This is a genomic window from Pseudomonas fluorescens group sp., assembly GCF_020093335.1.
Classification (GTDB): Bacteria; Pseudomonadota; Gammaproteobacteria; order Pseudomonadales; family Pseudomonadaceae; genus Aquipseudomonas; species Aquipseudomonas petroselini.
In genome coordinates this window covers 26,996-40,537 of record NZ_JAIOKW010000003.1, presented here as the reverse complement: position 1 = coordinate 40,537, position 13,542 = coordinate 26,996, and the positions used below count along the sequence as shown (strand labels likewise).

Sequence of the window (13,542 nt, the reverse complement as noted above, 5' to 3'; positions counted from 1 at the left end):
CGCCTGTCGCTGCCTTACTGCGATTTGCGAACCCGCAGGTACCACTCGGAGAGCAGCCGTACCTGTTTGTCTGTGTAGCCGCGCTCGACCATTCGTGTGACGAAGTCGTTGTGCTTTTGCTGATCCTCCTTGCTGGCCTTGGCGTTGAAGCTGATGACCGGCAGCAGGTCCTCGGTGTTGGAGAACATTTTCTTCTCGATGACCACCCGCAGCTTCTCGTAGCTGAGCCAGGTCGGGTTCTTGCCGTTGTTGTTGGCCCGTGCGCGCAGCACGAAGTTGACAATTTCGTTGCGGAAATCTTTCGGATTGCTGATGCCGGCTGGTTTTTCGATTTTCTCCAGTTCTTCGTTGAGGGCTACGCGATTGAGGATCTCACCGGTTTCCGGATCCCGGTATTCCTGGTCCTGGATCCAGAAGTCGGCGTACAGCACGTAGCGGTCGAAAATGTTCTGGCCGTATTCGCTGTAGGACTCCAGGTACGCGGTCTGGATTTCCTTGCCGATGAACTCGATGTAGCGCGGCGCCAGGTATTCCTTGAGGAAGCGCAGGTAGCGCTCGCGGGTTTCTGCCTGGAATTGCTCCTGTTCGATCTGCTGTTCCAGCACGTAGAGCAGATGTACCGGGTTGGCAGCGATCTCGTGGGGGTCGAAGTTGAAGACTTTGGACAGGATCTTGAACGCAAAGCGCGTCGACAGGCCGTTCATGCCCTCATCCACACCCGCCGTGTCGCGGTATTCCTGGATCGACTTGGCCTTGGGGTCGGTGTCCTTGAGGTTTTCGCCGTCGTACACACGCATCTTCGAGTAGATGTTCGAGTTTTCCGGCTCCTTGAGGCGTGACAGCACGGTGAACTGGGCGAGCATCTTCAGGGTGTCGGGTGCGCAGTGGGCCTTGGCCAGCGAGCTGTTGAACAGCAGTTTGTCGTAAATCTTGATCTCATCGCTGACCCGCAGGCAGTACGGCACCTTGACGATATAGATCCGGTCGATGAAGGCTTCGTTGTTCTTGTTGTTACGGAAGGTGTGCCATTCCGATTCGTTGGAGTGGGCCAGCAGGATCCCGGTGAACGGAATTGCGCCCAGGCCTTCGGTACTGTTGTAGTTGCCTTCCTGAGTCGCGGTGAGCAGGGGGTGCAGCACCTTGATCGGTGCCTTGAACATCTCCACGAACTCCATCAGGCCCTGGTTGGCCCGGCACAGTGCGCCCGAGTAGCTGTAAGCATCGGCGTCGTTCTGCGGGAATTCCTCGAGTTTGCGGATATCGACCTTACCCACCAGCGCCGATATGTCCTGGTTGTTCTCGTCGCCCGGCTCGGTCTTGGCCACGCCGATCTGGTTGAGGATCGACGGGTAGAGTTTCACCACGCGGAACTGGCTGATGTCACCGCCGAACTCGGCCAGGCGCTTGGTGGCCCAGGGTGACATGATGGTGTTGAGGTAGCGCCGTGGGATGCCGAAGTCTTCTTCGAGGATCGCGCCATCTTCCGTGGCGTTGAACAAGCCCAGGGGCGACTCGAAGACCGGTGAGCCCTTGATGGCGTAGAAGGGCACCTTCTCGATCAGTTGTTTGAGTTTTTCGGCCAGGGACGATTTACCGCCGCCGACGGGGCCGAGCAGGTAGAGGATCTGTTTCTTCTCTTCCAGGCCTTGGGCGGCATGGCGGAAGTAGGAGACGATCTGGTCAATGCATTCTTCCATTCCGTGGAAGTCTTCAAAGGCCGGGTAGCGGCGGATCACCTTGTTGGAGAATATTCGCGACAGCCGCGAATTGTTGGCGGTTTCCACCAGCTCCGGCTCGCCAATCGCCAAGAGCAGGCGTTCGGCGGCAGATGCGTAGGTGCTACGGTCTTGTTTGCACAGCTCGAGATACTCTTGCAGCGTGAGTTCTTCCTGCTGTGTGGACGCGAAGCGTTGTTGGAAGTGGCTAAAGATACTCATGACGTCGTCACCTCGCTCGATACGTGGAGCCGACGCCGGATCAATCAGTCGATGCTGGCAGACATTGGCGAACACCAATGGCCGTTTTCCCCCCAAACACCCTGAAACGCTACCGATGACCCGCACGCCGGTGTACCGGCTCTCCCCTGATTCGGATGGCCTGCGCTTAAGGATAGTTCGGAATCGGAGAGGTCAAGGCGCGATACGTAATTAGTTTGGCTGCGCCGTTCGTCAGAAACGGCGCTAGCCCAAGCGTCACGCGGGGTAGCGGGGTGTGAAAAAAATTATTGCGAATTGCCTGAAGAAATTTCCGCAGGATAAGTCGTACGCCAAAGCTCAAAGCCACCGTCCAGGCTATAGACATCGGAGAAACCCTGGCTGACCAGGTAGGCCGCCGCGCTCTGACTGGAATTGCCGTGGTAGCACGCCACGATCACGGGTGCGTCAAGGTCGGCGGCGCGGATGAAGTCGGCGATGTTGACGTTGTCCACGTGCTGGGCACCGGTGATGTGGCCGGCCGCATACGTCGGCTGGTCACGGATGTCGACCACCACGGCACCTTGCTCGCGCAGTGCTTGGGCGTGTTCGGGAGGGATACGTTTGAATTCGCTCATGGCGGGCTCCTATGGCTTGGCCGTAGCCGGCAGTGTAACGGGAAGGGGAGATTCGCACTGGCAGCTATAACGCTCGCCGGTGTCGATATTCATCAGGGTCATGGCGCCGCCCCACACGCAACCGGTGTCGAGGGCGAAGACGCCGGGCTCATCGCACTTGCCTTCAAGCGCTGCCCAATGACCAAAAACGATCTTGGTGTCACGGGTCTTGCGCTCTTTGTGAGCAAACCACGGTTTGTAACCCGGCAGCGCGGTGTCGGCGCCTTCTTTGCTCTTGAGGTCCAGTTTGCCTTCAGCGGTGCAGAAGCGCATGCGGGTGAAATAGTTGGTGATCACTCGTAGGCGGGCGACGCCGGTCAGGTCGTTGTCCCACTTGACAGGATCGTTGCCGTACATGCCGTCGAGATAGGCGGTGTACAGGGTGTCATCGGCCAGTGCACTTTCGACTTCAGCGGCACACTTGAGGGCTTTCTTCAGTGTCCACTGGGGCGGGATGCCAGCATGGACCAGGGCCATGTTGCGGCCTTGGTCGTAATGCATGATTTTTTGCCGGCGCAGCCAGTCGAGCAACTCGGCGCGATCCGGCGCTTCGAGGATTTCCCGCAGGGTGTCGCCCTTTTTCAGGCGCTCGATCGTGTTGCTGGCCGCCAGCAGGTGCAGGTCGTGGTTGCCCAGCACGCACACCAGGGAGTCACGCAGGCTATATAAGTAGCGCAGGGTCTCCAGGGACTCGGGCCCCCGGTTGACCACATCACCCACCAGCCACAGTCGATCCTTTGCCGGGTCGAAGGCTACGCGATCAAGCAGGCACTTGAGGGGCTCCAGACAACCTTGCAGGTCGCCGACCGCATAGGTCGCCATCAGTGCAGGGCTCCCGGCACCGCGAGGCGGAAGGGCGCAATGATGGCGTCGAACAATTTACCGTCAGTGGCTTTCATCTGATACGAACCCTGCATGGTGCCGACCTTGGAGGTCATCACCGTGCCGCTGCTGTAGGTGTGGCTGGCGCCTATGTCGATCAGCGGCTGCTGGCCTACCACGCCCGCGCCGCGCACTTCTTCTACCTGGCCGTCACCGTCGGTGATGACCCAGTGGCGTGACAGCAACTTGGCCGGCACCAGCCCGTTGTTTTTCACCGTGATGGTGTAGGCAAAGGCGAAGCGGTTCTGTTCAGGTTGCGATTGGTCCGCGAGGAAGCGGGTGACGACGCTGACGTCGATCTGGTAGCGAGGATCGGACATGCAAGAGGCCTTAAAAGCAAAAGCGGAGGACAGCAGATGCGGGTCAGTCTAGGCCAAGAAGCGGGCACTAGGCCAGACATGCTGTCCGGCCCAGGCACTACAGGCTTCAGTCCGCAGTGGGCGCAGGCTGGATGGCAAGCTGGTCGGCCAAGCGCACGAATGCGGCCAGGTCCAACTGCTCGGGCCGCAGGCTGCCATCGACGCCGGCGGCTTCGATTTCGGCCTGGCTCAACAGCGCCTTGAGCGTGTTGCGCAGGGTTTTGCGGCGCTGGTTGAAGGCTTCACGCACCACGCGCTCAAGCAATTTGTGATCCTTGGCCGGATGCGGCAGCACGGCGTGTGGCACCAGGCGCACGATGGCCGAGTCGACCTTCGGCGGCGGGTTGAACGCACCGGGGCCGACGTTGAACAGGTGTTCGACGCGGCAGTGGTACTGGACCATGATCGACAGCCGACCCCAATCACCACCCCCCGGCCCGGCAGCCAGGCGTTCCACCACTTCCTTTTGCAGCATGAAGTGCATGTCGCGGATGATCCCGGCGTTGTTCAGCAGGTGGAAAATCAGCGGCGTGGAGATGTTGTACGGCAGGTTACCTACCACCCGCAGGCTGTTGGGCGCTGCGTTGAGGGTATTGAAGTCGAACTTCAGTGCATCCCCCTGATGCAGGTTGAAGTTGGGCATGCCGGCGAACTGCTGGTTGAGGATCGGGATCAGGTCCTTGTCCAGTTCCACCACGTCCAGTTGGCCGCCGCTGGCCAGCAGGCCCTGGGTCAATGCGCCCTGGCCCGGGCCGATTTCCAGCAGACGGTCTTCGGGCTTGGCATGGATCGAGCGCAGGATGCGGTCGATCACGCCGGCGTCGTGCAGGAAGTTTTGCCCGAAGCGCTTACGCGCCCGGTGTTGGTAATGCTCAGTCATATACGGGTCTCGGCCATCTGATAGGCGGTTTCCAGGGCCACGTGCAGGCTGCCGGTATCGATCTTGCCGCTGCCCGCCAGGTCCAGGGCAGTGCCATGGTCGACGGAGGTACGGATGATCGGCAGGCCCAGTGTCACGTTGACGGCGGCGCCGAAGCCTTTGTATTTAAGCACCGGCAGCCCCTGGTCGTGGTACATCGCCAGCACTGCGTCGCAGTGCTCCAGATATTTGGGGGTAAACAGAGTGTCCGCTGGCAGTGGGCCGCGCAGGTCCATGCCTTCTTGGCGCAGACGCTCCAGGGTGGGTTCGATGATGTCGATTTCTTCATGGCCCAGGTGGCCGCCTTCACCCGCGTGGGGGTTAAGCCCACAGACCAGGATGCGCGGTTGGGCGATGCCGAATTTCTGTTGCAGGTCGGCGTGCAGGATGCGTGTCACGCGCTCCAGTCGCTCGACGGTAATGGCATCGGCAATCTCACGCAGCGGCAGGTGCGTGGTCACCAGGGCGACCCGCAGGCCGCGTGTGGCCAGCATCATCACGACTTGAGCGGTGTGGGTCAGTTCGGCAAGGAATTCGGTGTGACCGGAAAAGGCGATGCCGGATTCGTTGATCACGCCCTTGTGCACCGGGGCCGTGATCATGCCGGCGAAATCGCCGTCGATGCAGCCTTGCCCTGCGCGCGTCAGGGTTTCCAGCACGAACGCCGCGTTGGCCTTGTCCAGCTGCCCGGCAACCACCTTGGCCTGTAGCGGGGTGTCCCACACATACAAGCTACCGGCGGGGGCGGGCAAGTCGGGCCAGTTGCCTGGCGTCACGTCCAGCAAAGTGACAGCCACACCCAGCTGCGCGGCCCGCTCAAGGAGCAGGTCGCGGCTGGTAATAGCAATCAGGGGGTGTGGCTGAGGTTGCGAGGCGAGCAGCAGGCACAGGTCAGGACCAATGCCGGCCGGCTCGCCGGGTGTCACCGCGAAACGCTGGGGTTTCACTGAGCGGCCTGGTCGGTGCCTGTTTGCGGGGCGCCTGGCAGCTTGTTTTCCACGTAGGCTTCGTCACGGATCTGACGCAGCCAGGTTTGCAGCTCTTCGTCATACTTGCGGTTACGCAGTACGTTCAACGCTTGTTGCTCGCGGGCTTGGTTGGTGTTGTCGGTGGCGCGACGGCCAAGGACTTCCAGCACATGCCAGCCATATTGGGTCTTGAACGGCTTGGACAGTACGCCTTGCGGAGTATCGGCCATCACCTGCTGGAACTCAGGCACCAGGGCCTTCGGGTCGATCCAGTTCAAATCGCCGCCGTTGAGGGCGGAACCTGGGTCTTCCGAGAAGCTTTTGGCCAAGGTGGCGAAGTCTTCACCGCTTTCGATGCGGTCATAGATCTTCTGGGCCAGTTCCTTGGTTTGGGCTTCGGTACGGATTTCACTCGGTTTGACCAGGATGTGGCGAACATGTACCTCATCCTTGAGCGAGGTTTCACCGCCGCGTTTTTCCAGGAGCTTGAGGATGATGAAGCCACCCGGCGTACGCGCAGGCTGGGTGATACCACCCACTTCCATGGCGCTCAGTTCACGGTCGAACGGAGGTGGCAGTTGAGCGGCTTTACGCCAGCCCATGTCACCGCCTTCGAGGGCGTTGTCGCTGCCGGACTGGGCAATGGCCATCTGGGCAAAATCAGCACCGGCCTTGAGGCGATCATAGATAGCCTGGGTCTTGGCGGCGGCTGCATTGAGCTGCTCGGAGTTGGCGCTGTCCGGGGTTGGGATCAGGATATTGGCCAAGTGCAGTTCTTCGGAAAGCTGCATCTTGCCCAAGTCGGACGCCAGGAAGTTCTTCACTTCCTGCTCGGACACCTGAACCCGCTCGGCGACACGGCGCTGACGCACACGGCTGATGATCATTTCACGGCGGATCTGGTCACGGGCGTCCTCATAGGACAAACCGTCGTGGGCCAGGGCTGCACGGAACTGGTCAATGCTCATGTTGTTGCGCTGGGCAATAGTGCCCACGGCCTGGTTCAGTTCTTCGTCCGAAATACGGATGCCGGAACGATCACCGATCTGCAGTTGCAGGTTTTCGACGATCAGGCGTTCCAGTACCTGTTGGTCCAGGACGCTGGTAGGTGGCACGCCACCGCCACGCTTGGCGATGGTTTGCTGGACTTCCTTGACGCGTTGGTCCAGTTGGCTCTGCATGATCACGTCGTTATCGACGATGGCCACGACCTTGTCCAGTTGTTGAACCGCAGCGTGAGCCGATGCGGTCCCCAGGAGCAGTGCGCCCAGCACTAGCGGGCGCAGACAATCAGAAAGCTTGGTCTTCACGTTCACGATAACCTTCAATGCCTTTGTCGAGGAAGCTCTCTACCTTGGCGCCGGTCAGGCCGCCGAGTCCTTTGAGGACGATCTGGAAGAAGAGCCCGTGGTCACCCTTTTCGTTAAGCGGGGCGATCTGGCTGTATTCGTCGTTGGAAACCCAGTAACGGTTGATGACGCGCAGTTTCCAGCAGCAGTTGTCGTACTCGAAACCACCGAAGGCTTCCAGGGTGCGGTTGCGGGCGTAGTCATACTGCCAGCGGGTGATCAGGTTCCACTGAGGAATGATCGGCCACATCATCGAGAAGTCGTGTTGTTGGATTTTGTAGTAATCCTTCACGAAGTTCGGATCGCCTGGCTGCCCGTAGTCACCACCGAACTGCCATTTGCCGGTCAGCTGGTTGTAGACCACCTGGTCGTTACGATAACGGTAACCGACGTTGATGATCTTGTTCGGGTTGTCTTCCGGCTGGTAGTGAAGCATCGCGCTGCCGGAACGAGGACTGTGTTCCTCGGTGTCCCAGTTGTAATCAGCGGTGGCGCGCCAGTCGCGGTTGAAGCGGAACTCGTAGTCCAGGGCGACTGGTGATACATCCGAGTTTGCATCGGCACGGTCGGAAGCCAGGATGCCCGGCAGTTGGACTTCACGATCCTTGAAGTACAGCGCCTGGCCCACGGAGACGCGCTGACGCTCGAAGCCGTTGTCTTCGATCCAGCGGCTGGTCAAGCCCAGGGACAGCTTGTTCTCGTCACCGATCCGGTCAGCGCCGCTGAAGCGGTTGTCGCGGAACAGCGAGGCGTAGCTGAACGAGTATTCGCTGGTGTCGAAGACCGGGATATCAGCCTGGTCCTTGTTCGGTACGTAGAGGTAGAACGCACGCGGCTCAAGGGTCTGGCGATAATCTTTGCCGAACCAGTTGGTGTTGCGATCAAAGTACAGGCCGCTGTCGACACTCGCCACCGGAACCGCACGGTCCTGGGAGCTCTTGAACGTGCCACCCGCGTAAGGGTTGGCGGCGGTTGCTGCAGCTTGGTCAGCAATAATCTGGTTCTTGCCGGTGCTGTCCAGGTCCAGGTCGTACTTGGTGTAGACGTACTTGAGCTTTGGCGTCACAAAGCCATAGGTCCAGTTCATCGGATATTCAACAGCTGGGGCTACGTTGAGTCGAGTACCGTTTGCACGGGTCAGGCCTCTGACGTAGGTGTCCAGGCGAGGCGACACGAGGCCGTCCTGATCGGTAAAGGTACCGTTCTCCAGACTGCGCTCAAAGCGAACAGCTTCAGTCTCGTAGGTAAAGTCCAGCCCGCCCGGATGATACGGGAGCGCACCATTGAAGGTGATTTGCGGCAACCGGTCATACGGCGTGATCTGGGAGATCGTCGCCAACTGGTAAGCCTGGACGTTCAGGCGCGCCTGGTAAGAGTCGCCCCGGTAGGTCACGGAACCCTGTTGATTAAGGGCATCCCGGCTTTCAACGCCTTCCTGGAACGACTTCAGATCCTGGAAGTAGTAAGGATCGCTGATCCGGGTGTAGTCGACCTGGGTCAGTACACGCGAATCCAGCCCACCCTTGTGTTGCCAGTTGAGCATGTAGCGGGTTTTTTCGTAATCAGTCTGCTTGCTGCGCTCGTCGTTGTCGTCGTTCAGGTACGCGCCGCCGAACTGGCCTTCGCTGGACTTGGTGAGGTAGCGGAATTCGCCTTCCATCAACAAACCGCGCTTGGTCATGTATTGCGGGTACAACGTGGCGTCGTAGTTTGGCGCCAGGTTGAAGTAGTACGGCGTAACCAGGGTGAAGCCGGTTTCGCTGCCGGTGCTGAAGCTTGGCGGCAGGAAGCCGGATTGACGACGGTCGTCGATCGGGAAGTAGATGTAAGGGGTATAGAGGATCGGGATGTTCTTGATCCGCAACGTCGCGTTGGTGGCCGTACCGAAACCGGTGGCCGGGTTCAACGTGATGTTGTTGCCCTTGAGCTGCCAGGCGTTGCTGTCTGGCTCGCACGTTGTGTACGTACCGTCCTTGAGACGGATGATCGCGTTCTCGGCACGCTTGGCGTACAGCGCGTTACCGCGGATACGCGACTTGTGCAGCACGTATTCGGCGTTGTCGATCTGGGCCGCGCCGGTATCGAGTTGCACTTCGGCGTGGTCGCCCACGATCAGTGCGCCGTTGTCGCGCAGACGGACTTTGCCGTTCAGCTCGCCACGGTTCTCGGCCTGGTACAGGCTGGCTTCTTCCGATTCCAGCTGCATGCTGCCCTGGCGCATGACGACGTCACCGGCCAGGGTCGCGACCTGTTGTTCCTGCTCGTAACGCGAGGCCTTGGCGCCGATGAAGGTGGGCGCATCGCTCTTGTTCGTCTTGTCGTTCATGCCAGGACGAGTCGGCTCGATGTACGCACCGCCGCAGTAAGGGCCGGTTTCGGCCAGTTGCGCTGCGGTCAGCTTGTCGCGCGGTACCCAGTCCAGGTGGCTGTAGTCGGCGCTGCGCGAGCGCAGGCCACGGCCCTTGGATTCGGTGACCAGTGCGGTCTGCGGCACGGCCTCGGCTTTGCCGCCGGCATCGGCTTGCGCCGTGCTGTTGGCAGAGCTGATGGCTGCGCCATCATGCACCGGGCGTGGTGGCAACGGGGCTGCGGCGGTTTTCGGCGCGCAATCCCAGGCACCCGAAGCAGAGACTGAGCAGTCATACTGTTCCGCGGCGACCACGAATGAGGTGGCGAAGGGTTGCAGGGCCAGCAGACTGCCGGTTACCAGCAACGGAAATTTTCTACGAAACGCGGGGGATTTCAATGCCATCTTATTAGTCCGGGCTTCCTGCGTGCCATCTGCCCGCGGTTTGGGCCGCACGCCTCTCGATGGTCTGAAAAAGATGCGTGATAATAAAGCATGCCCCGCTTGACGGCTAGCGCCGTCGGAGACCCTTGTAATGCCCGAGCACGATCTACGTTTACAACAGCTGGAAGTCTGGCTGGATGAGCAGTTGCCGATCCTTTTCAACGCTCAAGGCTGGGGTGCCGTACCCCCGGCCACATTGACCGCGGCCAGCAGCGACGCGAGTTTCAGGCGCTATTTCCGTTGGGAAGGCGGTGGCCGGACATTCGTGGTGATGGACGCCCCACCCCCCCAGGAAAACTGCAAACCTTTCGTCGATATCGCGCATTTGTTAGCGAAGTCGGGAATAAATGTGCCAAAAATTTATGCAGAAGATTTGCCGCGAGGCTTTCTTTTGCTCAATGACCTGGGCACAAAAACCTATTTGGACGTGATTGACGAGCAGAATGCCGATCAATTGTTTGCCGATGCCATCGACGCCTTGCTGGCTTTTCAGCAATTACCGATGGACGCGCCACTGCCCAGCTATGACGTAGCCTTGCTGCGCCGCGAGCTCGAATTGTTTCCCGAGTGGTACGTGCGCCGGCATCTGGGTATCGAACTCGATACGCAGCAGCAAGCGCTTTGGCAGCGTGTCAGCGATCACCTGATCGACAGCGCCCTGGCCCAGCCAAAGGTGCTGGTACACCGCGACTACATGCCGCGCAACCTGATGATCAGCGAACCGAACCCTGGCGTGCTGGACTTCCAGGATGCGGTCTACGGGCCTGTCACCTATGACATCACTTGCCTGTTCAAAGATGCCTTCCTCAGTTGGCCCAAGGCCCGCGTGCGGGATTGGCAGCGCGGTTACTGGCAGCGTGCCGGGCAATTGGGCATTCCGGTGCAGGCGGATGTCGAAGAATTCCTGCGTGCCAGCGACTTGATGGGCGTGCAGCGTCACCTCAAGGTCATCGGCATTTTTGCGCGCATCTGTCATCGCGACGGTAAGCCACGCTACCTGGCCGACGTACCGCGCTTCTTTGCTTATATAGAAGCGGTACTGGCGGACCGTCCGGAACTGAGCGAACTGGGTGAACTGCTGGCCAGCCTGCGTCAACCCGCCGAGGCGAGCGTATGAAGGCCATGATCCTGGCCGCCGGCAAAGGCGAGCGGATGCGTCCGCTGACCTTGCACACGCCCAAGCCGCTGGTGCAGGCCGGCGGCAAGCGCTTGATCGAGTATCACTTGGAGGCGCTGGCCAAGGCCGGCTTCACCGAGATCGTGATCAACCATGCCTGGCTCGGCCAGCAGATCGAAAGCTATCTGGGGGACGGCGCGCAGTTTGGCTTGCGCATCCGTTATTCGCCTGAGGGTGAGCCGCTGGAAACCGGCGGCGGGATTTTCCAGGCACTGCCGTTACTGGGGGATGAGCCGTTCCTGGTGGTCAATGGCGATATCTGGACCGATTACAACTTCGCCCGGCTCAAGCAACCGCTCAAGGGCCTGGCTCACCTGGTGATGGTCGATAACCCGGCGCATCACCCCTCGGGCGGTGATTTCTACCTTGATCAGGGTTTACTTCATGATGCCGCGCCCGGTGCCGATAACCTGACCTTCAGTGGCATTTCCGTACTCGACCCCAAGCTGTTCGCGGGTTGCAGCGCGGGTGCCTTCAAGCTGGCGCCGCTTTTGCGGGCAGCCATGGCCAAAGGTCTGGTAACGGGGGAACACATGGCAGGACGCTGGATTGATGTCGGCACGCTGGAGCGCCTGGCGCAAGTCGAAACCCTGCTGGCAGCGGGGCAGTAACATGCTGTGGCCAGGGACGCTGATCGGCGCCGGGGCTGGCTTTGCGATTGCCAGTATTCCGGGGGCTTTGTTGGGTGCGCTGTTGGGGCAGGCGCTGGACCGCCGTCTGCAACTGCACAGCTGGGCGCAGTTGCGCGAGCGCCTGGGCGGGCGCCCGGTGTTGCGCAATGACGAGTTGTTGTTTGTGTTGCTGGGGCGTCTGGCCAAGAGCAATGGGCGAGTGGTGGATGGACATATCCAGCAGGCGCGCCAGGAAATGCGTGGGCTGGACATGAGCGACTCAGCGCAACGCCGTGCGATTGCGGCGTTTAATCGCGGCAAGTCCGGCGCCGACCGGGTGCGCAGCTATCTGCGTGTGCTCAAGGCTCAACCCCATGCGGCAGAAGGGGTATTGCGTGCGTGCTGGCGCATGGCCTGGGCGGACGGCAAGGCCAGTGACGCCGAGCGTGACCTGATTGATCAATGGGGCAAGTGGCTGGGCTGGACGCCGCAACAACTCCAGGCATTGGCGGGTGACTACACGCCGGAGCGCAAACCGTTGGTGAGTCGGGGCGGCACCTATCAAGATGCGTTGCGCTTGCTGGGTGTGACGGCGACCACCGAACCGTCGGCGATCAAGCGTGCCTATCGCCGACTGCTCAGCCGCCATCATCCGGACAAGATTGCCGGTACTGGCGCGAGTCCTGCGCAAGTGCGTGAGGCCACGGAGCGCACTCGGGAATTGCACAATGCCTACACGTTGATCCGCGAGCGCCGTGATTTCCGTTAACGATCGGGAAGTGGCAATCCAATCCACATGTGGGAGCAAGCCCCCTCCCACATTGGATCTAGGGTGTTGTTGAAACCGGTGATCAGTCTGAAGTCGCCTGCGGGCTCAACCAGCCACGAACCCTGCGATACAACTGTTCCTGCTCTGCAGCACTGTTGCCCGGCAGGGTCTTCAGCGACACCTGTTTATAACCCTCATTCTTCAAGCGCTTGGCCGCCTGGGCACGTGCCAGGGCGTTTTTGCGTGATTGGGCGTCGTCTTGATAGAAGACATCGGCGGTCGGCAGTTTCAGGCCGGGCGCCAGTTGCTGCACATCCGGATGGCGCCCGGTGGGCGTCTGCGCCGCGACCATGACGAGCCTCTGCACCTGGGACGGTTGCTTCTCGCTCACATAACGTGCGGCCCACCACGCGCCGGTGCCGTGGCCGAGCAGCACGACGCTGCGTGCGCTCTGGGTCTGGGCGAAGGCCACGGCGGCATCGATGCGGTCGAAGATGCGCGAGGCGTCAGTCTTGTCTTGCTCGTCTGCGCCGGGCACCACCGCAGGGTCGGTGCCTTCGGCTTCGGCGCTGGCGGCCTGCTCGATGGGTTTGTCGGCGGTGCTCGCTTCTTTACTGCTGGTGTCGACGGTGGCCTTGGGCGCTTCCATGACGCGCGGCGGCAGGGTATCTACGCTCACGTCCGGCAATGACAGGCTGAGACTGCCCCAATTGGCATCCGGCAATTTATGCCGCAACGGGCTGATTGCTTGCGGCCAGTCAGCATTTTCGCCGGCGCCGGGTACGATAATCACCACGCCTTCGGGCTCGGCGCTGTTGGCCGGTTTCCACAGCGCGAGAAAGGTATCGCTGCCGGCCTGCAATTGTTGCTGTTCCTGTTGCGGGATTTTACGTTCCAGGGCGCTGGCCTCTTCCTTGCTGCGCTCGGGCAAGGGCTGGCGTTCGACGGGTTTTTCGGCGGCAGGCTCAGGCGCGTCAGCGGCCTGTACAGAAAAGGCACTGGTAATAAGCAGCGACAGGCACAATGCTGGCAGTGCCGAACGGTGGAGAAAGGGCATCGTTAATTCCCGGCCAGAAGTGATTCCAGCAGCCTAATGGGTTGGTCAGTATTTGTCAGTGATGTGAGAC

The 13,542-nt window shown here is 60.5% G+C and carries 12 protein-coding genes; 3 read left to right on the top strand and 9 right to left on the bottom strand.

The genetic code is table 11. The features are described 5' to 3' along the window. Positions 1-14 precede the first annotated feature (14 nt). From K7431_RS04800 to K7431_RS04765, 8 genes are all read right to left on the bottom strand, one after another. A complete protein-coding gene (locus K7431_RS04800) occupies positions 15-1,937 on the bottom strand; it encodes a PrkA family serine protein kinase (RefSeq protein WP_003194732.1) in 1,923 nt (640 codons plus the stop codon). A 284-nt stretch (positions 1,938-2,221) separates the two neighbouring features. Next, the gene (gene glpE / locus K7431_RS04795) at positions 2,222-2,551 is read right to left on the bottom strand and encodes a thiosulfate sulfurtransferase GlpE (protein ID WP_015886178.1); all 330 of its coding nucleotides are present in this window, start codon (positions 2,549-2,551) and stop codon (positions 2,222-2,224) included. A gap of 9 nt (positions 2,552-2,560) precedes the next feature. After that, complete coding sequence (locus K7431_RS04790; protein WP_015886177.1) at positions 2,561-3,412, bottom strand: symmetrical bis(5'-nucleosyl)-tetraphosphatase; 852 nt, start codon at positions 3,410-3,412, stop codon at positions 2,561-2,563. Then, entirely contained in the window at positions 3,412-3,792 is a 381-nt protein-coding gene (gene apaG / locus K7431_RS04785; protein ID WP_015886176.1) for a Co2+/Mg2+ efflux protein ApaG, read from the bottom strand. The genes K7431_RS04790 and apaG overlap by 1 nt, the downstream gene beginning before the upstream one ends. 106 nt (positions 3,793-3,898) lie before the next feature. Further along, positions 3,899-4,711 (bottom strand): 16S rRNA (adenine(1518)-N(6)/adenine(1519)-N(6))-dimethyltransferase RsmA, encoded by an 813-nt coding sequence (gene rsmA / locus K7431_RS04780; protein ID WP_015886175.1) that lies wholly within the window; start codon positions 4,709-4,711, stop codon positions 3,899-3,901. Beyond that, positions 4,708-5,697, bottom strand: a complete 990-nt coding sequence (gene pdxA, locus K7431_RS04775) for a 4-hydroxythreonine-4-phosphate dehydrogenase PdxA (RefSeq protein WP_015886174.1) — start codon at positions 5,695-5,697, stop codon at positions 4,708-4,710. The genes rsmA and pdxA overlap by 4 nt, the downstream gene beginning before the upstream one ends. After that, a complete protein-coding gene (locus tag K7431_RS04770; RefSeq protein WP_043205983.1) occupies positions 5,694-7,034 on the bottom strand; it encodes a peptidylprolyl isomerase in 1,341 nt (446 codons plus the stop codon). The genes pdxA and K7431_RS04770 overlap by 4 nt, the downstream gene beginning before the upstream one ends. Continuing rightward, positions 7,009-9,819 carry an LPS-assembly protein LptD gene (locus tag K7431_RS04765; protein ID WP_015886172.1) on the bottom strand — a complete coding sequence of 937 codons (2,811 nt, stop codon included), beginning with the start codon at positions 9,817-9,819 and terminating at the stop codon, positions 7,009-7,011. The genes K7431_RS04770 and K7431_RS04765 overlap by 26 nt, the downstream gene beginning before the upstream one ends. A 130-nt stretch (positions 9,820-9,949) precedes the next feature. On the opposite strand from K7431_RS04765, the gene K7431_RS04760 reads away from it, so the two are divergent. Genes K7431_RS04760 through K7431_RS04750 form a run of 3 tightly spaced genes read left to right on the top strand, consistent with a single transcriptional unit; the run spans position 9,950 to position 12,415 of the window. After that, positions 9,950-10,975 (top strand): aminoglycoside phosphotransferase family protein, encoded by a 1,026-nt coding sequence (locus tag K7431_RS04760; protein WP_015886171.1) that lies wholly within the window; start codon positions 9,950-9,952, stop codon positions 10,973-10,975. Further along, complete coding sequence (murU, locus tag K7431_RS04755) at positions 10,972-11,646, top strand: N-acetylmuramate alpha-1-phosphate uridylyltransferase MurU (RefSeq protein WP_015886170.1); 675 nt, start codon at positions 10,972-10,974, stop codon at positions 11,644-11,646. Before K7431_RS04760 ends, murU begins: the two co-directional genes overlap by 4 nt. A gap of 1 nt (position 11,647) precedes the next feature. Continuing rightward, a complete protein-coding gene (locus K7431_RS04750) occupies positions 11,648-12,415 on the top strand; it encodes a TerB family tellurite resistance protein (protein WP_015886169.1) in 768 nt (255 codons plus the stop codon). A gap of 82 nt (positions 12,416-12,497) precedes the next feature. Here K7431_RS04750 and K7431_RS04745 read toward each other — a convergent pair whose 3' ends face one another. Continuing rightward, complete coding sequence (locus K7431_RS04745) at positions 12,498-13,472, bottom strand: alpha/beta hydrolase family protein (RefSeq protein ID WP_015886168.1); 975 nt, start codon at positions 13,470-13,472, stop codon at positions 12,498-12,500. Positions 13,473-13,542: the final 70 nt, after the last annotated feature.

Excerpts from the sequence above, each read along its gene's own strand:
- K7431_RS04760 (WP_015886171.1), top strand. The coding sequence starts at position 9,950 with ATGCCCGAGCACGATCTACGTTTACAACAGCTGGAAGTCTGGCTGGAT.
- K7431_RS04750 (WP_015886169.1), top strand. The coding sequence starts at position 11,648 with ATGCTGTGGCCAGGGACGCTGATCGGCGCCGGGGCTGGCTTTGCGATT.
- K7431_RS04790 (WP_015886177.1), bottom strand. The coding sequence starts at position 3,412 with ATGGCGACCTATGCGGTCGGCGACCTGCAAGGTTGTCTGGAGCCCCTC.
- K7431_RS04745 (WP_015886168.1), bottom strand. The coding sequence starts at position 13,472 with ATGCCCTTTCTCCACCGTTCGGCACTGCCAGCATTGTGCCTGTCGCTG.
- apaG (WP_015886176.1), bottom strand. The coding sequence starts at position 3,792 with ATGTCCGATCCTCGCTACCAGATCGACGTCAGCGTCGTCACCCGCTTC.
- K7431_RS04765 (WP_015886172.1), bottom strand. The coding sequence starts at position 9,819 with ATGGCATTGAAATCCCCCGCGTTTCGTAGAAAATTTCCGTTGCTGGTA.
- murU (WP_015886170.1), top strand. The coding sequence starts at position 10,972 with ATGAAGGCCATGATCCTGGCCGCCGGCAAAGGCGAGCGGATGCGTCCG.
- K7431_RS04800 (WP_003194732.1), bottom strand. The coding sequence starts at position 1,937 with ATGAGTATCTTTAGCCACTTCCAACAACGCTTCGCGTCCACACAGCAG.
- rsmA (WP_015886175.1), bottom strand. The coding sequence starts at position 4,711 with ATGACTGAGCATTACCAACACCGGGCGCGTAAGCGCTTCGGGCAAAAC.
- glpE (WP_015886178.1), bottom strand. The coding sequence starts at position 2,551 with ATGAGCGAATTCAAACGTATCCCTCCCGAACACGCCCAAGCACTGCGC.